A 24588-nucleotide genomic window follows, 5' to 3' on the forward strand; every position below is an offset into this window, starting at 1 on the left:
TAATTATAAATTGATATGCTAATTTAATAGTAAATTTAGCATTAATTGTTTTCCCTTGTATGTTAATAACTTTAAATATGTGTTATAATATTTAGGTTAATATAAGCAATTAGTTAATTTAGGAGGAATAATGCAATGAAGGCTACTATGGAAAAAATAGAAAAGAATATAGTTAAGTTAGAAATAACTGTAGAAAGTGAAAAATTCAATGAAGCTATGAAAAAAGCATATGCAAAGAATGCTAAAAGTTTCAACATACCTGGATTTAGAAAAGGAAAAGCTCCAATGAATATTATAAAGAGACAGTATGGAGAAGGAGTTTTCTACGAAGATGCAATAAATATTTGTTGTGATGATACATATCCAGAAGCGTTAAAAGAACATGATATAAAGCCTGTAGATTACCCAGCAATAGAAATAGTTCAAATTGGAGAAGGAAAAGACTTTATATATACAGCGAAAGTAACAGTAGTTCCAGAAGTAGAACTAGGAGAATATAAAGGATTAGAAGTTAAAAAGAACGACTATCCAGTAAATGAAGAAGAAGTTGAAAATAGATTAAAAGAAATGCAGGAAAGAAATGCAAGAATAGCTACAAAAGAAGACGGAGAAGTAGAAAAAGGAAATATAGCAGTTATAGACTTTAAAGGATTTGTTGACGAAGTTGCATTTGAAGGTGGAGAGGGAACTGACTATAGTCTAGAAATAGGCTCAGGAACTTTCATCGATAATTTTGAAGATCAACTAGTAGGTTTGAAAGTTGGAGAAGAAAAAGAAGTTAACGTTAACTTCCCAGAAGAATACGGAAGAGAAGATTTAAACGGAAAACCTGCTACGTTTAAAGTTAAAATTAAAGAAATAAAAGTTAAAGAATTACCAGAACTTGACGATGAGTTTGCAAAAGAAATATCTGAATTTGATACTATAGCTGAACTTAAAGCGGATATAAAGAGCAAAATGGAAGCTGAAGCTGAAGCTAGATCAAAGAGAGAATTTGAAGAAGCAATTATAGATGCTGCTTGTGAAAATGCAAAAGTTGAAATACCAGAAGTAATGGTAAATAATGAAATAGATAATATGATAAGAGACCTAGAAATGAGATTAAAATATCAAGGATTAGACTTACAGACATATTATCAGTACACTAATAGCAGTGAAGAAAAAGTAAGAGAATACATGAATGATGCTGCTATTAAGAGAGTAAAAACAGAGTTAGTTCTTGGAGAAATAGCTAAAGCAGAAAAAGTTGAAGCAACAGAAGAAGAGATGATGGATAGAGCTAAGGAAATGGCTAAACAATATGGCGACAAAGAAATAGAAAAAACTGCAAAATTAATCATGGAAGCTCAGAAAAATTTATTAAAATTAGATGTTATAAATGAAAAAGTGGTTAAACTACTAGTTGACAACAGTAAAGCGATAGCATAATATATGATAATTGCCAGGAGGATTTCTGGCAATTAAATTTTAATTATATTAATTAATATAAATTACGCAATAGTTACGTATTATATTAATAAGCAAACTATATACTAAAGTTCAATTGAGACTAAAAAAGGAGGAGAGAATTATGAGTTTAGTTCCTATAGTTGTTGAACAAACTAATAGAGGAGAAAGGTCATATGATATTTATTCTAGACTTTTAAAAGATAGAATTATAATGTTAGGAGATCAAGTAAATGATGTAACAGCTAGTTTAGTTGTATCTCAATTATTATTTTTAGAATCAGAAGATCCAGATAAGGATATACAACTATATATTAATAGCCCGGGTGGTTCAATAACAGCAGGCATGGCGATATATGATACTATGCAATATATAAAAGCAGATGTAGTTACAATATGTGTTGGTATGGCAGCTTCAATGGGAGCGTTTTTACTTTCCGCTGGAGCAAAAGGAAAAAGATATGCACTACCAAATAGCGAAATAATGATTCATCAACCATTAGGTGGATTCCAAGGTCAGGCCACTGATATAGGAATTCATGCAGATAGAATTCTAAAAACTAAAAAGAAACTTAATACTATATTAAGTGAAAACACAGGTCAACCATTAGAAGTTATAGAAAGAGATACAGAAAGAGATAACTTTATGGATGCTGAACAAGCAAAAGCCTATGGTCTGATAGATGAAATTATGACTAGGAAAAAATAACCTTTACTGTGAGGTGTGAATATGGCTAAAATCGATGATAAAAAACAATTAAAATGTTCTTTTTGTGGTAAAACACAAGACCAAGTTAGAAGGCTTATAGCAGGACCAGGCGTTTATATATGCGATGAGTGTATAGAGCTTTGTTCAGAGATTATAAGCGATGAGTTCGAAGAAGATATTAGTATAGAAATGGAATCACTACCGAAGCCTATGGAAATTAAAAATTATCTAGATCAATATATCATAGGTCAAGATGATGCAAAGAAGGCTTTAGCGGTAGCGGTTTATAATCACTATAAAAGAATAAATGCCTATAATTTTTCTGATGATGTTGAACTTCAAAAAAGTAACATACTATTGCTAGGACCAACTGGCTCAGGTAAAACATTGTTAGCACAAACACTAGCAAAGTTTTTAAATGTTCCTTTTGCAATTGCAGATGCTACAACATTAACTGAGGCAGGTTACGTAGGAGAAGATGTAGAAAACATACTTTTAAAGCTAATACAAAATGCAGATTACGATATAGAGAAGGCAGAAAGAGGTATTATATACATCGATGAAATAGATAAAATAGCAAGAAAATCAGAAAATCCTTCTATTACTAGAGATGTATCTGGTGAAGGGGTACAACAAGCATTATTAAAAATATTGGAAGGAACTATAGCTTCTGTACCACCTCAAGGTGGAAGAAAGCATCCTCATCAAGAGTTTATCCAGATAAATACTACAAATATATTATTTATCTGCGGTGGAGCATTTGATGGTGTGGATAAAATAATTGAAAAAAGAACAAGAAATAGTTCAATTGGCTTTGGAGCTGATATTTTATCTAAATCTCAAAAGGATGTGGGAGCTTTCCTAAAGGAAATAATGCCAGGAGACTTGTTAAAGTTTGGGTTAATTCCTGAATTTATCGGAAGACTTCCAATAATAGTAACATTATCCGCATTGGATAAGGATGCACTTGTAAGTATATTAAGTCAACCTAAAAATGCTCTTGTTAAACAATATAAAAAGTTATTCGAAATCGATAATGTAGAATTAGAATTTAAAGATGAAGCTTTAGAGGCTATTGCAGAAGAAGCAATAAAGAGAAGTACGGGAGCAAGAGGATTAAGGGCGATACTTGAAGATATGATGAAGGATATAATGTTTAAAATACCTTCAGAAGAAAGCATAATAAAAGTTGTAATTAATGAGGATACAGTAGAAAATAAAAATCCTGAATTAACTCATTCAGAAGATGGAAAGAGAGCTCCAATTAAAACTAAAAAAGCTAGAACTAAAAAAGGACCAGAAACTGCTTAAAGAATAGGAAGATTCCTATTCTTTTTTTTATCCTTTCAACTGGAATATGAACTGGGAAAATTGTACATAATAAAGAATAGTTTAGTAAGCATTTTAGATGGGAGGATAATTGTATGACAAATGTAATTGTAATTGTTCAGTTCATAATTACTATAATTATGGGGTTGTACTTTTTTAATGCATTAAAAGGGCAACAAACAAGTAAAGTTGTTATTAATAAAGAAAGTAGAAAGGAAATGGATAATCTTAAAAAACTAAGGGACATAAAGCTTTCTGAACCATTAACAGAGAAGAGTAGACCTTCTTCATTCCATGAAGTAATAGGGCAAGAAAAGGGAATAAGAGCATTGCAAGCTGCTTTATGTGGACCAAATCCTCAACATGTAATAATATATGGACCACCAGGCGTTGGGAAAACTGCTGCTGCTAGATTAGTATTGGAAGATGCAAAGCTGAGAGAATACTCCCCATTTGATAAGGAATCAAAATTCATAGAAATAGATGCTACTACTGTTAGATTTGATGATAGAGGAATTGCAGATCCTTTAATAGGCTCTGTCCATGATCCTATATATCAAGGAGCAGGTCCATTAGGGGTAGCAGGAATTCCCCAACCAAAACCAGGAGCTGTAACTAAAGCTCATGGAGGAGTGCTATTTATTGATGAAATAGGAGAACTTCATCCTATAGAGATGAATAAATTATTAAAGGTGCTGGAAGATAGAAAGGTTTTCTTAGATAGTGCATATTATAATGCCTCAGACCCAAATATGCCACTACACATAAAAGATATATTTGATAACGGATTGCCGGCAGATTTTAGGCTTATAGGGGCTACTACGAGAAATCCAGAGGAGATAACTCCAGCTATTCGATCAAGATGTGTAGAAGTGTTTTTTAGATCTCTATTACCAGAAGAAATAGAAACTATAGCTAAAAATGCTACAGAAAAAATAGGTTATTCACTAGATGAAAAAGCCTGTAAAACTATAGGAAGATATTGCAATAACGGTAGAGATGCAGTAAATCTCGTACAACTTGCTTCAGGGATAGCATTACATGACGGAAGAAAAGATATAACTATAGGTGATGTGGAATGGATAATAGAAAATGGTCATTATTCACCAAGACCAGAAATAAAAATTCATGAAGAACCAAGAATAGGTTATGTAAATGGATTAGCCGTTTATGGAGCAAATATGGGCACACTTATGGAAATAGAAGTAACAGCTAAAAGAAGCCATGTACTTAAGGGTGGATTAAATGTTACAGGTATTGTTGAAGAAGAACAAGTAAGTGCCTATGATAGGAAAATTAGAAGAAAGAGTACGGCAAGGTGTTCCTTCGAAAATGTTTTAACTGCTCTCCAAAATGTATTTGATATAAACTTTTTTGAATATGATATACATGTTAATTTTCCAGGTGGCGTACCAGTGGATGGTCCATCTGCAGGTATAAGTATGGCTACAGCAATTTACAGTGCTATAAATAAAGTACCCGTACATAATGAGATTGCCATGACAGGAGAGATATCACTTTATGGAGAAGTTAGACCAGTAGGAGGAGTAAACAGTAAAATACAAGCAGCTATAAAAGCTGGAGCTAAAAAAATAATAATACCGCATGATAATTGGCAGGATAATTTTGAGAGTATTGAAGAGGCTGAAGTTATAGCAGTAAAAGATATACGTGAAGTATTAGAAATGTCGTTGATTCAATGTGAAAATAAAGTTAAAAATTCATCTCTACAAATATCTGGTGAAGTTTTAGCGGCTACTGCTTTAAAAGTTCAGTAAATTTTTCCTGTGTAATAAAATCTCCTTTGGAAATTCAAGGAGATTTTATAATTTAATAATGAAGGAAAGGGCAAATTTGCTTTGATTTTTTTCATTGAAAAAAAATACTTTTATGGTTATAATATATTAGTCTAACTATAAATATTAGTACATTATGTAAAGTGAGGGGAAAAACATGGAAAAAGAATTAATAGTTCTTCCTCTAATTCCTTTAAGAGGTATAACCGTATTTCCTTATATGGTAATGCATTTTGATGTGGGAAGGGAAAAATCTATTTTAGCTTTGGAAGAAGCTATGTTAAATGGACAGAAAATATTTTTAGCAGCTCAAAAAGAAGCTAAAGTAGAAGAGCCAGAAGAAAAAGATATATTCCAAGTTGGAACTATTTGTAATATAAAGCAAATATTAAAGCTACCTGGAGATACAGTGAGAGTGCTGGTTGAAGGGGAAAATAGAGCTCAGATAAATAATTATACACAAAGAGAGCCTTTCTTTAAAGCAGAAATAGAGAAGTTAGAGGATATTATATGTGATGAAGGAAATAAATGTGAAGCACTTTTACGCTCTCTTAGAAAAGCTTTTGATGAATATATGAAGTTATCTGGCAACATACCTTCAGAAACATTAGTTTCAATAGATGATGTGGAAAGCCCAGGAAGATTTGCAGACGTTATAAGTTCCTATTTAATTTTAAAAGGAGATAAAAAACAAGATTTATTAGAAGCCTATTTAATTGAAGAGAGATTAGAAAAACTTTTAGTATTTTTAAATAATGAAATAGATGTTTTAAAAATAGAAAGAAAAATAGGAACAAAAGTAAAAAACAAAATAGATAAGGTTCAAAAAGAATACTACTTAAGGGAACAGCTAAAAGCAATTCAGGAAGAACTAGGAGAAGATGACGAAGATAAGAAAGAAATAGCTAGATATAAAACAAAAATAAATAAGGCTAAATTACCTAAACCAGTAAAGGAAAAAGCTTTATATGAATTAGACAGACTTAAGAACAGTGGATCCTATTCTGCAGAAGGTGGAGTTATAAGAACATATTTAGATTGGATTTTAGATTTACCATGGAATGCAGAAACAGAGGAAAATTTAGATATAAAAAGAGCACGAGAAGTATTAGAAAAAGAGCACTATGGATTAGAGGATGTAAAAAACAGAATAATTGAATTTTTAGCAGTAAAGAAAATGAGTAATTCATTAAAGGGGCCAATACTTTGCCTTGTAGGACCTCCAGGGGTAGGTAAAACTTCTATAGCTAAATCTATAGCACATGCTTTAAATAGAAATTTTGTTAGAATGTCTTTAGGTGGGGTTAGAGATGAGGCTGAAATAAGAGGACATAGAAAAACTTATGTGGGAGCTATACCTGGAAGAATAATATATGGATTAAAACAGGCTAAGTCAAAGAATCCATTATTTTTATTAGATGAAATAGATAAAATGAGTAACGATTTTAGAGGAGATCCTGGAGATGCTCTTTTAGAAGTTTTAGATAGCGAACAAAATAGTACTTTTAGGGATCATTATTTAGAGCTTGATTTTGACTTGTCTAATGTTTTATTCATAACTACTGCTAATACACTCCATACTATTCCGAGACCATTAATGGATAGAATGGAAGTAATAGAAGTATCAGGATATACTTCAGAAGAAAAATTACATATTGCAAAAGGACATTTAGTGCCTAAGAAATTAGAAGAACATAATATAGAGGAAGATAAGATTCAAATATCTGACCCAGCTATAGAGTTTATTATAGATGGCTATACAAGAGAGTCAGGAGTAAGAAACTTAGAAAGGCAAATTGCTTCTGTTACAAGAAAAGCAATTGCTGAAATGGTAGAAAAGAATAAAGAAAAAATAAGCATAAATGTTAATGGTATTAAAAAATATTTAGGACCAGTAGTATATACCTACGAAAAGAGCAATAAAATAGATCAAATAGGTGTAGTTATGGGAATGGCCTGGACTGGTTACGGTGGAGATACTCTTCCAGTAGAGGTAACAGTAATGGCAGGTACAGGTAGACTAGAATTGACAGGTAAACTAGGAGATGTAATGAAGGAATCTGCAAGAACTGGATATAGCTATATTAGAAGCAATGCTAGTACATATGGTATAGAGCCAGAATTTTATAAAAATAAAGATATTCACATTCATGTTCCTGAAGGAGCAGTACCTAAAGATGGACCTTCAGCAGGCATAACTATGGTGACAGCCATGGTTTCAGCATTAAGTGGTAAAAAAGTAAAACATAATGTAGCTATGACAGGAGAAGTAACCTTAACAGGGAGAGCACTACCTATTGGTGGATTAAAAGAAAAGACTCTTGCAGCATTTAGAGCAGGGATTGATACTATTATAATTCCTAAAGAAAACGAAAAAGATTTATTGAAAATACCTAAAACTATTAAAAATAATATTAGATTTATTTTAGTAGATAATGTAGAAGAAGTATTAAAAAATGCTTTGGCAGAATAAAAATGGAGGGATGAAAATGGAAATAAAGCAATCTGAATTTATCACATCTGCGGTAACTCCCTCACAATATCCTAAAGATGAAAGGTATGAAATTGCTTTTGTTGGTAGATCTAATGTAGGTAAGTCTTCATTAATAAATAGCCTAACTAATAGAAAAAAATTAGTTAAAGTAAGTGGTACTCCAGGTAAAACTAGACTAATAAACTTTTTTTTAATAAACAATGATTTTTATTTTGTGGATCTTCCTGGATATGGATATGCAAAAGTTTCAAAGCAAGAAAAACTTACATGGGGAAAGACAATTGAAACTTATTTAAATAATAGACCTCAATTAAAAAAGATGGTATTATTAGTTGATTGTAGGCATAAGCCAACAGAAGACGATAGAATTATGCATAGTTGGATAAAACATTATGGATATGATTACATAGTAGTAGCTACTAAGAGTGATAAGTTAAATAAGAATGAACTAGCTCAGAGTAAAAAAACCATAAAAGAGGCCCTAGAAATAAGTGATGATAAGATTATTTATCATTCTACTTTGAAGAAACAGGGTAAGGAAGAGTTATTAATAAATATTTTTTCAGCACTGAATTAAATTTTAGCCGGCATGTAATACTAATGTTTTGTATTACATGCCATATTTTATGTTTCTTAAGGAAGTGATATAAGTGTATTTAAACCTTATTAAAAATCTTATTATTTTTGTAATACTTTATATACCTCCACTAACAATGTTTTGGAACTTTTGGACAAGGAAAGGTAGAAATAAATTTCTACTCTTTATTATAAGTATTATATATTTAGCTCTTAGTTTGTTTACACAAAATCTGTTACCTTTCATTTTAGTATTAATATGTATTAAATACATAAAAGAGGAATGGGAAGATGATTATTATAGCTATGGATTTAATCTAAATAATTTTAAGTTACTTAAGGCTATAAAATATTCTATATTCTCTTATATTTGTACAATGATCATAGGCATGATTGCTTTAATTATATTTGATAGTTTTAAAATTTCTATAAAAGAGCAAGAAGTAATAACTAGAATGACGGAATTACCATTAAAAAGATATATTATAAATATGCCTATAATAGTTATTTTTGCACCAGTTGTTGAAGAGTTTATTTTTAGATGGTTATTTTTTGAAAAAATATTTAAAGATAGGATAGGTATATATATATCTGCCATATTAACTAGTTTAATTTTTAGTATGGTACATTTTAATTTAATGTCATTTCCATCGATATTTTGGATAGGTCTATTTAACTGTTATTTAATTCATAAACATGGATATTGGTATGCAGTCTTTAACCATGGATTTTTTAATTCAATATCGGCTTTTGTACTCTTATTTCAAAAATTAGTGTGATAAATTAAGAAATAAAAATAAATGAAATTAATTTCATTTATTTTTATTTTTTTATTTTTTTGTGTGTCAAAATAGAAAAAACAGAATAGTATATATTAGAAACAAAAGAAATACAAAGAGTCTTCTGAAAGGAGGAGGTATGGTGGATTTCAACAGCCTATTAAATGGATTACTTGCTGGAGATGAAAATACAAATCTAAAATTGCCAAAAGGATCTTTAGAAGCCTTAGGAAACTTTGGAAAGTTTGGAGACTTTGGAAATTTTGGAGGCGGCTCGATTATATTTATAATAATAATACTATTACTATTAGGCTGCGGTTGTAATCAAGGTTTTGGCGGATTTGGATTTGACGGGTGTGGATTTGACGGATGTGGATGTGGTGGATGTGGATGTGATGATTGCTGCTGCAAAAGAAAAAAAAGAAAGAAAAGAAGACGCAAACGCTGTAAATGTTGTTGCGAATGCTGCTGTGATCCTTGCTGCGAATGTTGTTGCGACCCTTGCTGCGAATGTTGCTGTAGAAGACGTTGCTGCGGATTTGGAAGCGGCTTTGGAAGCGGCTTTGGAGGCGGCTTTGGATGTGGATTTGGAAATGGATTTGGAGGCGGCTTCTTTGACAGTAACTTCATATTTATAATAGTAATACTATTCCTAGTATTCTGCTCATGTAGAAAAGAAAACGACCATTGTAGTAATAACATCCTAAGTTTAGATGCCGATACTTTAAGAACTGAAGTTGAGGAATAGAAAACAAAAATAACCATTGCCCAAAGGAAAGGGGGGTTTAGCATGTCAAAGAGAAGATGTTGTTCACGTAGATCTAGCTGTTGCTGTGATTCATTTGGATCATTTGGAGGATTTGGCGGATCATGTGGCTCAGGTAGCGGTCTGTTAATATTAATATTAATAGTTCTACAATTTAGTTGTAACAGAAGACGTCATCACGGCGACGACCACAATGATGATTGTTTAATAGACAATAGCTTATTGTTCATAATTGCATTCTTCTTACTAGTTTGTTGTGGAGGCAATTTTGATTTCTGTGGCGGAAGACGTAACTTTTGTTGCTAAAAAAAATTAATGGAGGGCAGAATTGCCCTCCATATAATAAATATAATCATGTAGTAGAGGAGGGGGAAGATGTCGAAGAAGAAACATAGAAGAGATAGGGACAGAGATAGGGACAGAGATAGAGATAGGGACAGAGATAGAGATAGAGACAGAGCTAGGGATAGAGATATAGATATAGATATAGATAGAGATAATGGAAATTTTATTAATAATAACAATAGTAATAATATAATGGATATGTTAAATAATATAGATCAGGAACAATTATCAAATTTACTAGCTAATTTTAATCTGGGTGATTTAGGTAATTTAAATAATTCATCCAATCCGGTGAACAATAGAGCAGTTGAAAGTAACATAAATTCAAGAAATAATAGTAATGATCAGACATTAGAACTACTATATGCAATAAAACCTATGGTAAATGCAGAAAAAGGAGCAATTGTTGATAGAATAATACAATTATATTCAATTGGAAGGATATTAACTAAATAAAATTATTTAATAGAAAGACAGAAGTCTTTCTATTACTTTATTATGCAGCATTTCCCATCTAATAATCCACCTTCTTTTACAATTATATTTCTAATTGATATATCACCTATGACTTGTCCGTTATCTTCTATTGTTAGTATCCCTTCGCAAGTTATATTACCTTCGATTTTCCCATTTATGTACGCATTTTTGCATATAATATCTCCTTTGCAATATCCTGTATTTCCAATTAGAATATCATCTTTCCATATAATATTGCCTTCTAAATAGCCATTTAATTTTAATAGGTTTTCGCCTTTCAATGAACCTATAATGCTACAGCCTTCACCTATTAAGGTCTCTATCTTATTGACATTTTTATCACGGTCATTTGACATAAACATAATAATACCTCCATTTAGTACTTTAAAATATTTATATTTAAGTAGATAAGTAAATATTACAAGTTCTTTTTATAAAATTATGAAAATTACTTAAAAATTCAAGTTTAATAACGACTTATCTATAGAGGAAACTTAGGAGGTATTAAATATGTCTAAATTAGGTCATTTAATTCAGCTACTTATTAACTTGCAATATAAAAAAACTGCTACAGCTTCAGAACTAGCAGAAATTTTAGATGTAGATAAAAAAACAATATATAGATATATAAATAACTTAAATGCTGCAAATATTCCAGTACATACTATAAAAGGAAGATACGGTGGTTTTTATATAGATGATAATTTGTATATTAGGCCTCCTAAATTAACAATAGAAGAATTACAATCATTGATTGCTATTGAGAATATATGTCAAAGTACTGATTTCCCATTTAAAAATTATTTAACTAATGCTGTATCAAAAATTAAGAATTCTTGCTTTAAGGAAGATTACGAACTAAAGGACCTACTTGAAAAAAGTTCTCCAAATGTAGAAGATCTAGGAAATGAAATCAATTTAGAAGATAAAATAAACATAATAAATAAATCCATAGAAAGAGGGAAAAGTATTAAAGTAGAATATTTTAAAAATGGAAAAAAATTTTCTATAGAAGAAACAATAGATCCTTATCTTATATTATTTAAGGAAGGACTATGGTTTTTAATAGCTTATTCTCAGCTATCAGATAAAGTAAATGCTTATGAAATTAATAAAATAATTAGTTTGGATCCTACACAAGATATTTATATAAAGCCGAGAAGTTTTTCATTAAAAGAATTTATGATGGAAAATTGGGGAGTTTTTGATAAAGGAAATTCTTTTATTAAAATAAAATTTACTAAGGACTATATTAAATATATAAAAAATAGCAAATGGTGTAGTTCTCAAAAATTAGAAGAGTTAGATAATGGAGATATAATATTAGATATATATACTGATGAAATAGATAGTTTAAAAAAATGGATATTGAGCTTTGGAGATGGAGCTGAAATATTAGAACCTCAATCATTAAAAGAAGATATAATGATTGAAATAAAAAATATTTTAAATATTTATAAAATAAATGAAAATAATGAATAAGATTTTGTAAAGTGGTTATCATAATAAATGAAAATGGAGATAAAATCTCCATAGCACTAAATGGAGTCACGTAACTTTATTTAATGCTAGAACCCCCCATCCCCCTTGGGACCGTATGGTCCCATTTGTTTTTTTTGTCTTTATTTGATAATTATAAATTATTAAAAAGATTATATATTTATTTCATTTTGCACAAAATAAGATAAATAAACTTTTGGGGTGAGATATATGTTTAATAAACTAAAGATTGTAAATTATAAAAAATTCCTATGTTTATTTATGATATTAATGCTTAGTTTGAATTTTGGGGGATGTAAAAATAAGAAGGAAACTCAAAGAGGCGAGAAAAAATTAAATATATTCATTGATATAAAAGATAAACAAAGTTTAAATATAATAAAATTTTTAGTAGAAGAATTTGAGAAGGAAAATCCTAAAATTAATATAACAATTAATAACTCTATTGGTATAAATAATGTAGAAGATGTGTCAAAAGAAAAAATAGGAGATATAATTGTTACTTCTAGAAATAAAATGATAGAGTTGCAGAAGAAGGGATATTTAAATGATTTATCGAACTATTATGAAAAAAACAAAATTAATGAAAAATATTATAATATATTTAAATCGTATGGAAGATACTGTGATAAATATTATGGTATGCCCATAATTCCATATACTATAGAAGTATTTTATAATAAAGAATCATTAGATAAACTAAAATTACCAACTCCAACAAAAATAAGTGATTTAGATAATCTCCTTAAAAATCTAAATCAATTATCTATTAGAGTACCTGTAATCCTAACAGAGGATTTGGATATCTATAACGCAATATCATCTCTAGTAGTTAGAGATAAAGGAAATATGTATAAAATAGATTGTATATATGATTTCTCACAGGATTTTTATAAGGAAAGAAAAGAATTCCAAAGTCTATTAGATGACATACAGGATTTATATAAAAAAGGAGTCATAAATAAAAATACTTTTGAATTAGGTAATGAGACTACAATAAAAAAATTTACTAATGGAGATATTCCTTTAATTATATCAACCTCTCATTATTATAATGAATTAAATAAACACAATATTGGACTAATAGAAGATTATGAATCTATGGTATCATTTAAAGGTAGTGTTCCAGTCATTGTTAATGCTTTGATATGCTTACCTGTAAATGGAGAAAGTGGTGAAGAAGTTGGTGAATTTATTAAATTTATATATAGCGATGAAACTCAAAAGAAGCTTTTAGAAAAAGGTCATATAACAGGAAATATAAATGCTAATAAAGAGCTTACAGGAATTGGAACTACAATGAGAAAACATTTAGAAGACAATAATGAGAATGGTATATTATTCGTCTATAATTTACCTGAAAATTTATATGTTGCACTAACATCTCAAATTGAAGAAATTTTATCTGGAAAGTATAATGGAAGGGAATGGGAAGATATTTTAAAAGAAGTCTATAAATAAAAATAGTGGTGAGATCACCACTATTTTTCCTTACAACCTTTACATACTCCATAGAAATAAACTTGATTTGTAAGAACATCATAATCTGTATGAGAAGAAATTTTCTCATTTAAATCTTGAAAGCATACTTCTATATCATCTACTTTACCGCACTGAAGACATTGAATATGAGAATGAGGGCAGGTATTTCCATCATATCTAAAATTACCTTCACCTACATTAATCTCTTGTACAAGATGTACTTCTACTAATGTTTTTAATGCTTTATATACCGTAGCTAAACTCATTGTAGGGTATTCTTCTTGTAATGCTTTATATATTACTTCAGCAGAAGGGTGTTCTTTTGTAGACTTTAAATATTTATACACTGCAATGCGTTGTGGAGTTAATTTTAATTTTTTATCTTTAAATATAGCAGTTATATTATCCATAAACACCATCCTTCCAATGTTATTTACACTATTATATAATAATTATTATTTGAAGTCAATTAATTTTAAATAAAAATTATTATTATAAAATTTTAATCTATGATTTGTTTTTTCTAAAAATAATTATTAGTAATAATAAAACTACAGATGTAATTGCGATAGTTCCACCTGGGGCACAATCTATATAAAATGATAATATCAAACCTAGTAATATGTCAATAAAACCAAATATGATAGATAGGAAAAAGGTTTGCTTAAATCCTCTTTTTAATTGTAGTGCTGTAGCTACTGGTATTGCAATTATAGATGAAATAACTAATATACCCATTATTCTTATGGATAGAGATATTGTCGCTCCTACAAGTAAAGAAAATATATAGTTTACAAGTTTAACATTTATGCCTAATACTTTAGCTCCTTCTTCATCAAAGGTTATATATAGTAATTTATTATATAAATAGTATAATAATATGAAAGAAATTATACTCAATATAAACATAGTATACAGGTCTACTTTAGAAACAGTTAATATGCTTCCAAACAAAAAAGAGTTTACATTTCCTGTTGCTCTACCAGAGCTTATTAATGTTATAGCCACTCCAACACTTAAAGTCATTATTATAACTAAGATAATTTCTTCATACCTTTTGTAGTAATTCCTAAGTAATTCTATTAGTAGTGCACAGATTGAAGTGAACATAAATGCAGATAATATTGGATTAAAATTTAATACAAGCCCTAGAGCTACTCCAGCAAAAGAAGCATGTGATAATGCATCTCCCATGGTAGAATATCTTTTTAAGACTAAAAAAGTACCTACTGAAGGACATATAATAGAAATAAGCAAAGTAGCTATAATGGCATTTTGTATAAAAGAATATTGTAACATAAATTCCTCCTTAATTACTTTTCCTTTATACTATTGAAGAAAATCCTCAATAGTATAAAAGTTCATTTCACCATTGGTCATTTTAACTATATGAGTAGAATTTTCTGTTACAGCTTTTAAATTATGTTCTACAGATACTATTGTAATACCATGGTTTTTGTTTAATTCTCTAAGGAATGTATAAATTTCATCTTGGCTTTTTAAATCTATTCCTGTGGAAGGTTCATCTAATATTAGTAAATCTGGGTGTCCAACTAATGATCTTGAAATAAAAACCTTCTGTTGTTGTCCACCAGATAAATTACCTATAAGAGAATTCTTTAAATCTAATATACACATTTGTTCTAAGCATTGATTGATTACATTTTTATCTTTTATTTTTAAATTTGCAGCATGACATTTTAATATTTCATAAACAGTAATAGGAAAGTCAGTATTGAAGTTAGCTCTTTGAGGAACATATCCTATTTTATTAGTATTTATACTTACACTTCCTTGACAAGGCTTTATAAGACCTAATATTAATTTTAACATAGTACTTTTATAGCTTCCGTTTTCCCCGATAATAGATACATATGAACCTTTATTAATATGTAAGTTAATATTATTTAGCCCATATGGAGTTGAACCATTATAGGAAAAACATAAATTATCTATATTTATCATAGTGAATGCCTCCATGGAAAAATTCTAACATTTACATTATATACCCATATGCAAATTATTTGCAACATAATTGTATTATATACTTGACAATGGAAAAAATTAATAATAATATGATATAGAGCAGATAATGCAAATCATTTGCATTAGTTCTTGCGAAAGGTGGTATAATATGAAAAATAAAATTATATTAATAGTAATCACAATATTTTTATTTACGTTAAATGGATGTGATAGTAAAGAGCTATCAAATGGAAGCAACGACAACTCTAAGATTGATGTAATAGTTACATTTAATCCTATGAGAGAGCTAGCAGAATACATAGGTGGAGATAAGGTAAATATAGAGGTAATAGTTCCAGATGGAGTAGAGGCCCATGATTTTGAATTAAAAGCAAAAGATATAATGAATATAAGCAAAGCGGATATGTTTGTTTATAATGGTTTTAACATGGAGCATTGGGTAGATAAACTATTAGAAACAATAGATAAAGATACAGTAATAGTTGAAGCCTCTCAAGGGGTTGATCCTATAATAGTTTCAGAAGAAGAGAAGGATAACCACGACAATGACCATAAACATGAGGGAGGCTATGATCCCCATACTTGGTTAGGATTAAGTACTGCCATTGTTCAAGCAAGGAATATAAAGGATGCTTTGGTTAAGGTAGATGGCAATAATAAGGACTATTATGAAAAAAATTTCAATGAGTTTAATAAAGAAGTCAATGAACTTTTAAATGAATATAAAACTAAATTTGAATTACTAGAAAATAAAAGTTTTGTTACCGGACATGAAGCCTTTAGTTACTTTTGTAGAGATTTTGGATTAGAACAAAGCAGCGTAGAAGGTGTATTTGCGGAAGGAGAGCCAACACCTAAAAAAATGAAGGAGTTAGTGGACTATTGCAAAAAAAATGGAGTTAAGGCTATTTTTGTTGAAGAGAATATAAGTACAAAAGTTTCTGAGACTCTGGCTAAAGAAGTTGGTGCATCAGTTGAAGTTATTCATACTCTAGAAAGTAGAGGAGAGAAAAACTATATAGATGCTATGAGAGAGAATTTGGAGAAAGTATACGATAATTTGAAATAATTAGTATTTTAAAATCCTTACTAAAAGTAGTATAATAATAGTGAAATATGAAATTAGAAGGAGGGAATTTATTGGCTAAATGTGAAGTATGCGGTAGAAGAGCCGAAATACATCATGTAGTTAATAGATGCCAGGGAGGAATAGACTTTAATTTAAATTATAAATACTTATGTTCCGAGCATCACAGGGGAGATAATGGTCCACATAAAAATTGGAAGCTAGACATACAGTATAAACTAGAAATGCAAGAACATTTATGGAGGACTTTATATAAAGAGTATTATACTCTCGAAGAAATTAGCGAGGTACTCTATATAAATAAGAATAGAGTTAAAAAACTTATGAGATCTTGCAAACTTTATAAAGAAGGGTATAAAAAAGAAGATATAATATTTAAATTAATGGGAAATGAAAAATATAATTCATATATGTTAGAAAAATATGATGATGATTTCATACCATTATTTGTTGGATAGTTAAGGTGTCTATTGTAGACGCCTTTTTTATTATATAAAATTCTAAATACTTCATATTTAGAAGATATATAGATATGAAATATATTTATTGTATAATTTAATTCAATAGGTTTTAAGGTTAATATTAAAGGATATTGGAAAAACTATCTATATAATATAAGAATGGAGAGAAGTTTAATGAGAAAAATACTGAATCCAGATTTATATCATGGAAGAGGCAAAAAAGGTAACTTTTTTGAAGGATGGTACTTTAAATTAGTAGATAGTAAAGAAGAAAGAGCTTATTCATTTATTCCAGGGATTTTTCTTGGAAATAATCAAAACTATTCTCATGCATTTATTCAATTATTATATGGGAAAGAAGTAGTGTATTACTACAATAAATATGATGTGAAAAAATTCAAATGGGCAGAAGATAAATTTTTAATAAATATTGAAGAGAATATATTTTCTATAAAGGGCATTAAGCTAAATATTAAGAATGAGGATATAGATATTAAAGGAAAAGTTTTGTTCAAAAATATCTTAAAGTGGCCTGATACAATAATAAATCCTGGAAGCATGGGTTTTTATAATTATTTATCATTTATGCAATGTTATAGTCAGGTCTGTGTTACAAGCATGAATCTTCAAGGAGGTATTAATATAAACGGAGAACATATAGATTTCACAGGGGGAAAGGGATATATTGAAAAAAATTGGGGGAGAGATTTCCCTTATGGGTGGATATGGGTTCAATGCAATAATTTTGTTAACAGTAAAGTTTCCATAAGCTGCTCTATAGGTCAAGTGCCATTTTTGTCCGGCAGTTTTGACGGATTTTTGATAGGATTAGCTGTTGGCAATAAGTTTTATAAATTTACAACTATTAATCGAAGCCAATTAAAAATATGGAGAAGTAATGAAGATTTTGTTATTGAAACTAAAAATAAAAATTATTCTTTATACATAATTGCAAGAAGTAATAAGGATAAATATTTTTTATGCAATGCGCCAAGAGAAGATGCAATGATACCTTTAGCTAAAGAAACATTAGCTGGGGAAGTATATTTAAAACTGAAATGCAATAAAACAGGGGCAATTTTATGTGAAGATAAAGGAGTATGTGCTGGAATAGAGTATGGTGGCAATGTAGAGGAACTAATAAAAAAATAGATATTGGTTAAATTATAATTGTGCATCATATACAGAGAGGAGAAATAAAATGGCACATAAGAACAATAAAAATAGTAAAGATAATAAAAAAGCTGGGCAGAAAACTAAAAAGGAACTGGCAAAAATGAGAGTAGAAACTGCAAATGAAGTAGGTACTTCAAATGAATCTAAAAAGTTAGGCAAGAATAAAAAATAACAAATTAGATATATTAAAAAGGCATGTAAAACATGCCTTTTTAATATATCCTCATTATGGCTACAATAAATATGTTTTTCTATAAAAAACACTTGACTATGATACACGAACAATATAATATATAATCTATAAGTATTTATTATGGGGTGGTAACGATGAAACTTTTATATAAAAGTACTAGGGGAAATGAAGAAGTAGGTTCTTCACAGGCTATTATTAATGGACTAGCTACTGACGGAGGACTATATATTCCTAAATTTTTTCCTAAAATAGATTTAGCCTTTGATGAATTGATTGAGTATGATTATAAACAATTAGCTGTATACGTGCTAAAAAAATATCTTACAGATTTTACTGAAGAAGAAATATTATATTGTGTGAACAATGCTTATGATAATAAGTTTGAAAGTAGAGAGATAAGTCCTTTAGTGAAAAAAGGAGATGAATATTACTTAGAGTTATACCATGGTCCTACTCTAGCCTTTAAAGATATGGCCCTATCTATACTGCCATATTTAATGAGGATTGCTTGCAATAAGGTAGGGATAAAGGAGGAAATAGTCATATTAACAGCAACATCAGGAGATACGGGAAAAGCGGCATTAGAAGGATTTGGTGGTGTTGATGGAATAAAAATAATAGTATTTTATCCTGAAAATGGTGTTAGTCCAATACAAAAGTTTCAAATGATAACTCAAAAAGAAGAAAATACTTTAGTTGTAGGCATAGATGGTAATTTCGATGATGCCCAAAATGGAGTTAAAGAAATATTTGAAGATAGAAAATTAAATAAAGAGTTAAAGGATAATGGATATATTTTGTCTTCTGCAAATTCAATAAATATAGGTAGGCTTCTGCCACAAATAGTTTATTATATTTATTCTTATACAAGCATGTTGAAAAAAGGTTATATTGCTTTAGGAGAGAGCATAAATATTTCTGTGCCCACAGGGAATTTTGGAAATATATTAGCAGCTTATTATGCTAAACAAATGGGATTACCAATAAATAAATTAATTTGTGCATCTAATGAAAATAATGTGCTTTGGGAATTTTTTAATAAAGGGAACTACAATAGGAATAGGGAATTTAAGATAACATCTTCTCCTTCTATGGATATTCTTATTTCTAGTAATTTAGAAAGATTGCTATATCATATAAGTGATGATGTAAAAGTAGAAAAAATGATGATAAATTTAAAAGAAAAAGGTGAGTATTCTCTATCAGAGGAAATGTTATCAAGATTAAATGAGTTTTACTCAAGCTTTGCAACGGATGAAGAAACTTATGAAATTATTAAAAAAATATATGAAAGTCAATCATATTTAATAGATACTCATACTGCAGTAGGATATAAGGCTTACAGAGATTACAAAGAGGGCACAAAAGATAATACAAAGACTGTATTAGTTAGCACTGCTAGCCCTTTCAAATTTACTAAGGATATATGTATTGCCTTAGGAATTGATGAAAATTTAGAAGCCTTTAAGTTAGGAGATAAATTATCTTCGTATACCGGAATACAAGTTCCATCTTCTTTGAAAAAATTAGAAAAAAATAATATAATTCATAAAACTAAATGTAAGAAAAAAGAAATGAAAAAGGTTATAAAAAATTATTTAAAAGTATAGGTGATATGTATGGTGGAAGTAATTGTACCTGCTACTAGCGCCAATTTAGGTCCAGGCTTTGATTGCTTAGGGGTAGCATTAAATTTTTATAATAAATTCTATATAGAAGAAAATGATTATTCAAATGACAAGGAAGAAAATAATTTAGCTTATGTAAGTGCAAAGAAATTATTTGACAAAGTAGGGTATAAAAATAAGGATTTTAATATTAGAATTGAGGGAAATATTCCTCAATCTAGAGGACTTGGAAGTAGTGCTACTTGTATAGTAGGGGGACTTATAGGAGCTAATAAGATTCTGGGAGATATTTTAAGCAAAGAGGAAATAATAAAACTGGCAACAGAAATAGAAGGTCATCCAGATAATGTTACTCCAGCTATAATTGGTGGAGTTACTACAGCTATATTTGAAAATGAAAAAATATACTATGAAAAATTATATTTAAAAGAAGGAATAAAATTTTGCGCACTAACCCCTGATTTTAAATTATCTACTAGTGAAGCTAGAAGTGTATTACCAAGTAAAGTAGATTATACGGATGCAGTTTTTAATGTTGGAAGAGTAGCATTAACTATATCATCATTAATAAATGGCAATTTTGAACAGTTAAGAGTTAGTTGTGAAGATAAATTACACCAACCTTATAGAAGTAAGTTAATAAGAAACTATGATAGTATAACAGCATACTGTAAAGAATTAAATAGTTTAGGGGTATTCTTGAGTGGTGCAGGACCTACAATTATGGTTATGCTAGAAGAGAGTAATAACTATTTTTTAGAGGAAATTAATAAATATCTAATCACCATAGAAGATAATTGGGAGGTTAGAGAGTTAGAAATTGATTATTTGGGAGCTAAAGTAAATGTTTATTAAAATTTATAAAGTGTAGGTGAATATTTATGAAAAATATTATTGTAGCTAAATTTGGAGGAAGTTCTCTTGCTGATAGTTGTCAATTTAAAAAGGTAAAACTAATTATAGAAAAGGACGAGAGAAGAAGATTTATTGTACCTTCGGCTCCAGGGAAAAGAAATAAAGAAGATCAAAAAATTACTGATTTGCTTTATTTATGCCATACCCATGCTGAGCAAAATATTTCTTTCGATTATGTATTTGAAATTATAGGAAATAGGTATAGGGATCTAGTAAAAGAGTTAAATATAGATTTAAATATTCAAACTTATTTAGATGAAATAAAAAATAAAATTAAAAAAGGAGCCTCAGCAGACTATACTGCTAGCAGAGGAGAATATTTAAATGGACTTATTTTAGCAAAGTATTTGGAATATGAATTTATTGATCCAGTAGAAATAATTTTTTTCAAGCCTAATGGTATTTTCGATGAAGAAAGAACTAACAAAGAAATATATATAAGGCTTAGCAAGGTGGAAAGGGCAGTTATACCTGGATTTTACGGAGCTATGCCTAATGGGGAAGTAAAGACCTTTTCAAGAGGGGGATCAGATGTTACAGGGGCCATTGTGGCTAGAGGAGTAGAAGCAAGTTTGTATGAAAACTGGACAGATGTCTCAGGGTTTCTAATGGCTGATCCCAAGATTGTAGAAAATCCTAAAAATATTAAGGAGATTAGTTATAGAGAATTAAGGGAATTATCTTATATGGGAGCAACAGTACTCCATGAAGATGCTATTTTCCCTGTGAGAAAAGTAGGAATACCAATAAATATAAAGAACACCAATAGACCAGAAGATGAGGGAACATTAATAATTGATGATTTAGACCCAGTTAGCTATAGCGGCACTATAACTGGTATAGCTGGAAAAAAGGACTTTGCAGTAATAACCGTTGAAAAGAGTATGATGAATGTAGAACAAGGTTACTGTAGGAAAGTATTATCAATCCTAGAAGATAATAATGTATCCTTTGAGCATATGCCTTCAGGAGTAGATACAGTATCTCTTGTAATTGCACAAAACCAACTTAATGGGAAGTTAAATAGAATATTAAAGGAAATAGAGTTGAAATGTTGTCCAGATTCACTGGAAGTCCATCCACATATGGGATTGATTGCTGTTGTAGGAAGAGGGATGTCAAGGACCATTGGTACATCAGCTAAAATTTTTATGGCTTTAGCTAAGGAAAATATAAATGTAAGAATGATAAGCCAAGGATCTAGTGAAATTAATATAATTATTGGAATGGAAGATAGTGATTTTGAAAGAGCTATAAGAGCTATATATAATTCATTTAATTAAAATTATGTAAGGGGGATAGAAATGAAGAAAGTAAATATAGGACTTTTGGGACTTGGAAATGTAGGAAGAGGAGTTTGGAATATAGTAGAAGAGAATAAGGATGAATTAAAAAAAAGATCAGGCTATGAAATTAATATCAGTAAAATATTGGTGAAAGATATAGATAAACAGAGGGAAGTAGATGTGCCAAAGGAGATACTAACCACTGACTTTAATAAAATATTAGAAGATGACAGTATAGATATAGTTGTAGAGGTAATAGGAGGAATAGAGCCATCAGTAGACTATATGATAAGAAGTATGAAGAAGAAAAAGCACGTAGTTACAGCAAATAAAATGGCTATAGCCACTAAGGGGAGCACACTCTTAAGAACTTCTAGAGAAGAAGGAGTAATGCTTTTTTATGAAGGAAGCGTAGGTGGAGGAATTCCAATAATAAATGGATTAAATGAAAATTTAGTTGCTAACAAGATTGAAGAAGTTATAGGAATAATCAATGGAACTACAAATTATATTTTAAGTAAAATGACTAGAGAAAAAGTAAGCTTTGAGGAAGCACTGAAGGAAGCTCAAGAAAAAGGATACGCAGAGGCAGATCCAACTTCTGATGTGGAAGCATTTGATCCAATGTATAAGCTATGTATATTATCTTCCTTAGCTTTTGATAATGTAGTTAATATAAGTTATATTCATAGAGAAGGAATAACAAATATTAAACCTATAGATATTGAATATGCGAGAGAATTAGGTTATGTTATAAAATTACTAGGAATAGCAAAGGATGTAGATGGAGAATTAGAGTTAAGAGTACATCCTACAATGGTACCAGCTAATCACCCTTTAGCTAATGTGAATGATTCCTTTAATGCAGTATTAATAAAAGGTAATGCGGTAGGAGAATTGATGTTATATGGAAGAGGAGCAGGTGAGTTGCCTACAGGAAGTGCGGTTGTAGGAGATATTGTTTCTATCTTAAGAAATAGGGACAATCCTCTATATTACTCAAAGTTTGAAGAGGCAACTATTCCACATAAAATAAGAGATATAAACAAAGTACAATGTGAGTACTATATTAGAATGACTGTTAAGGATAAGCCAGGGGTTTTAGGAGAGATATGTTCAATATTTGGAAAGAATAATGTGAGCATGCTATCTGTTATACAAAAAGGAAGAAGAGAAGAATGCGTGTCTTTAGTATTTATAACTCATAATACTTTAGAAGGTAATATAAGAAAATCTATGGATAAAGTAAGTCTATCAAATGATGTAGTTAAAGTTGAGAATGTTATAAGGATAGAAAACTTAGGATTACAATAAAGTACTATATAACAATATCATATTGCCACAATAATTCATAAGATATATTGTCATATATTTTAATAGAAGGTGATTATTTGAAAATAGGAGTTATATCGGATACGCATTTTACTAAACGCAGTGAAGATATCTTGAATATAATCGATAGATATTTCAGTGATGTAGATATGATAATCCATGTAGGAGACTTTAATTCTATTAATGTAATAGAAAATATTGAAAAGAAAAAAAGGTTTGCTGGGGTTTATGGTAATAATGATGGTAGTAATGTAAGAGAGTATTTAAGAGAAAAATCTGTAATAAATATTGAAGGGTATAAAATAGGAATGTATCATGGTCATGGAGATAAAAAGACTGCTATGGATAGGGCATACAATGAGTTTAAGGATAGTAAGATGGACATTATAATATTTGGCCATAGCCACCAACCAATTATTAAAACAAAAAATAAAATTTTAATGATAAATCCTGGATCTCCTACTAGAAAGTTAAAAGAAAGATGGTATTCTTATGTATTATTAGAACTAGATAGAAAAAAAATAGAAGCCAAAGTGGTGTTTTTCTCAAAATAGTAAAGTGAACAGTATATGTAAAACTATACTGTTCACTTTATTTTAATAAGGTTTCATAAGGAGTATAATGTGACAAAAACGAGATTAAATAACAAAAATTGAGATGAATTTTATTAAATTGCATCTCAATTTTCTAGAGAAGGGATTGAAGGTTCTAAAACCTTATCATTTCACAAAAATAAACTGTATTTATATGTTTATTTGAATGTTTATATCCTAAGTATATTAATATTATTTCAATTAGTAATATAAAAAGTAAAATTAATAGTAA

25 protein-coding genes are annotated in these 24588 nt (G+C 29.4%); 21 read left to right on the forward strand and 4 right to left on the reverse strand.

Annotated features, from left to right (window positions below; all coding sequences use genetic code 11):
- Positions 1-135: 135 nt before the first annotated feature.
- The 10 genes from tig (at position 136) to KQI86_RS13840 (ending at position 10696) form a co-directional block, all read left to right on the forward strand.
- On the forward strand, positions 136-1428 hold the full coding sequence (gene tig, locus KQI86_RS13795; RefSeq protein WP_216439940.1) for a trigger factor: 1293 nt from the start codon (positions 136-138) through the stop codon (positions 1426-1428).
- Between the two features lie 142 nt (positions 1429-1570).
- Positions 1571-2155, forward strand: a complete 585-nt coding sequence (gene clpP, locus KQI86_RS13800) for an ATP-dependent Clp endopeptidase proteolytic subunit ClpP (protein ID WP_216439941.1) — start codon at positions 1571-1573, stop codon at positions 2153-2155.
- A gap of 21 nt (positions 2156-2176) precedes the next feature.
- On the forward strand, positions 2177-3466 hold the full coding sequence (gene clpX, locus KQI86_RS13805; RefSeq protein ID WP_216439942.1) for an ATP-dependent Clp protease ATP-binding subunit ClpX: 1290 nt from the start codon (positions 2177-2179) through the stop codon (positions 3464-3466).
- Positions 3467-3579: 113 nt separating this feature from the next.
- Positions 3580-5262, forward strand: coding sequence for an ATP-dependent protease LonB (gene lonB, locus KQI86_RS13810; protein WP_216439943.1), 1683 nt, complete (start codon positions 3580-3582; stop codon positions 5260-5262).
- A 175-nt stretch (positions 5263-5437) separates the two neighbouring features.
- A complete protein-coding gene (gene lon / locus KQI86_RS13815; protein WP_216439944.1) occupies positions 5438-7753 on the forward strand; it encodes an endopeptidase La in 2316 nt (771 codons plus the stop codon).
- A gap of 16 nt (positions 7754-7769) precedes the next feature.
- On the forward strand, positions 7770-8351 hold the full coding sequence (yihA, locus tag KQI86_RS13820; RefSeq protein ID WP_216439945.1) for a ribosome biogenesis GTP-binding protein YihA/YsxC: 582 nt from the start codon (positions 7770-7772) through the stop codon (positions 8349-8351).
- Between the two features lie 376 nt (positions 8352-8727).
- A complete protein-coding gene (locus KQI86_RS20215) occupies positions 8728-9129 on the forward strand; it encodes a CPBP family intramembrane glutamic endopeptidase (RefSeq protein WP_246582813.1) in 402 nt (133 codons plus the stop codon).
- Between the two features lie 142 nt (positions 9130-9271).
- Positions 9272-9877 carry a hypothetical protein gene (locus tag KQI86_RS13830; protein WP_216439946.1) on the forward strand — a complete coding sequence of 202 codons (606 nt, stop codon included), beginning with the start codon at positions 9272-9274 and terminating at the stop codon, positions 9875-9877.
- A gap of 42 nt (positions 9878-9919) precedes the next feature.
- The gene (locus KQI86_RS13835; protein WP_216439947.1) at positions 9920-10201 is read left to right on the forward strand and encodes a hypothetical protein; all 282 of its coding nucleotides are present in this window, start codon (positions 9920-9922) and stop codon (positions 10199-10201) included.
- A gap of 69 nt (positions 10202-10270) precedes the next feature.
- Complete coding sequence (locus tag KQI86_RS13840; protein ID WP_216439948.1) at positions 10271-10696, forward strand: hypothetical protein; 426 nt, start codon at positions 10271-10273, stop codon at positions 10694-10696.
- Positions 10697-10728: 32 nt separating this feature from the next.
- On the opposite strand, the gene KQI86_RS13845 is transcribed toward KQI86_RS13840, so the two are convergent.
- Positions 10729-11079 carry a bactofilin family protein gene (locus tag KQI86_RS13845; protein ID WP_216439949.1) on the reverse strand — a complete coding sequence of 117 codons (351 nt, stop codon included), beginning with the start codon at positions 11077-11079 and terminating at the stop codon, positions 10729-10731.
- Between the two features lie 148 nt (positions 11080-11227).
- Here KQI86_RS13845 and KQI86_RS13850 point away from each other — a divergent pair, with 148 nt between their 5' ends.
- Both KQI86_RS13850 and KQI86_RS13855 read left to right on the forward strand, forming a co-directional pair.
- A complete protein-coding gene (locus KQI86_RS13850; RefSeq protein ID WP_216439950.1) occupies positions 11228-12199 on the forward strand; it encodes a helix-turn-helix transcriptional regulator in 972 nt (323 codons plus the stop codon).
- 228 nt (positions 12200-12427) lie between these two features.
- Positions 12428-13678, forward strand: a complete 1251-nt coding sequence (locus KQI86_RS13855; protein WP_216439951.1) for an ABC transporter substrate-binding protein — start codon at positions 12428-12430, stop codon at positions 13676-13678.
- 20 nt (positions 13679-13698) lie between these two features.
- Here KQI86_RS13855 and perR read toward each other — a convergent pair whose 3' ends face one another.
- From perR to KQI86_RS13870, 3 genes are all read right to left on the reverse strand, one after another.
- Positions 13699-14109, reverse strand: coding sequence for a transcriptional regulator PerR (gene perR, locus KQI86_RS13860; protein WP_216439952.1), 411 nt, complete (start codon positions 14107-14109; stop codon positions 13699-13701).
- A 97-nt stretch (positions 14110-14206) separates the two neighbouring features.
- Positions 14207-14998, reverse strand: a complete 792-nt coding sequence (locus KQI86_RS13865) for a metal ABC transporter permease (RefSeq protein ID WP_216439953.1) — start codon at positions 14996-14998, stop codon at positions 14207-14209.
- A gap of 30 nt (positions 14999-15028) precedes the next feature.
- A complete protein-coding gene (locus KQI86_RS13870; protein WP_216439954.1) occupies positions 15029-15664 on the reverse strand; it encodes a metal ABC transporter ATP-binding protein in 636 nt (211 codons plus the stop codon).
- Between the two features lie 169 nt (positions 15665-15833).
- Between KQI86_RS13870 and KQI86_RS13875 the strand changes: the two genes are divergently transcribed.
- The 9 genes from KQI86_RS13875 to KQI86_RS13915 all read left to right on the forward strand — a co-directional run bounded on the left by KQI86_RS13875 (position 15834) and on the right by KQI86_RS13915 (position 24317).
- Positions 15834-16754: a metal ABC transporter substrate-binding protein gene (locus KQI86_RS13875; protein ID WP_216439955.1), complete on the forward strand. Its 921-nt coding sequence runs from the start codon at positions 15834-15836 to the stop codon at positions 16752-16754.
- Between the two features lie 71 nt (positions 16755-16825).
- Entirely contained in the window at positions 16826-17230 is a 405-nt protein-coding gene (locus KQI86_RS13880; RefSeq protein WP_216439956.1) for an HNH endonuclease signature motif containing protein, read from the forward strand.
- A 177-nt stretch (positions 17231-17407) separates the two neighbouring features.
- Positions 17408-18385, forward strand: coding sequence for a tocopherol cyclase family protein (locus KQI86_RS13885; protein ID WP_216439957.1), 978 nt, complete (start codon positions 17408-17410; stop codon positions 18383-18385).
- Positions 18386-18434: 49 nt separating this feature from the next.
- Positions 18435-18581, forward strand: coding sequence for a small, acid-soluble spore protein, alpha/beta type (locus KQI86_RS13890; RefSeq protein ID WP_216439958.1), 147 nt, complete (start codon positions 18435-18437; stop codon positions 18579-18581).
- A gap of 155 nt (positions 18582-18736) precedes the next feature.
- Positions 18737-20212 carry a threonine synthase gene (gene thrC / locus KQI86_RS13895; protein WP_216439959.1) on the forward strand — a complete coding sequence of 492 codons (1476 nt, stop codon included), beginning with the start codon at positions 18737-18739 and terminating at the stop codon, positions 20210-20212.
- A 9-nt stretch (positions 20213-20221) separates the two neighbouring features.
- Positions 20222-21085, forward strand: coding sequence for a homoserine kinase (thrB, locus tag KQI86_RS13900; RefSeq protein WP_216439960.1), 864 nt, complete (start codon positions 20222-20224; stop codon positions 21083-21085).
- A gap of 26 nt (positions 21086-21111) precedes the next feature.
- A complete protein-coding gene (locus KQI86_RS13905; protein ID WP_216439961.1) occupies positions 21112-22428 on the forward strand; it encodes an aspartate kinase in 1317 nt (438 codons plus the stop codon).
- Between the two features lie 21 nt (positions 22429-22449).
- Positions 22450-23745: a homoserine dehydrogenase gene (locus KQI86_RS13910; protein WP_216439962.1), complete on the forward strand. Its 1296-nt coding sequence runs from the start codon at positions 22450-22452 to the stop codon at positions 23743-23745.
- Positions 23746-23822: 77 nt separating this feature from the next.
- Positions 23823-24317, forward strand: a complete 495-nt coding sequence (locus KQI86_RS13915) for a metallophosphoesterase family protein (protein ID WP_216439963.1) — start codon at positions 23823-23825, stop codon at positions 24315-24317.
- Positions 24318-24588: the final 271 nt, after the last annotated feature.

It is taken from the genome of Clostridium mobile (genome assembly GCF_018918285.1).
GTDB classification, from domain to species: Bacteria; Bacillota; Clostridia; order Clostridiales; family Clostridiaceae; genus Clostridium_AW; species Clostridium_AW mobile.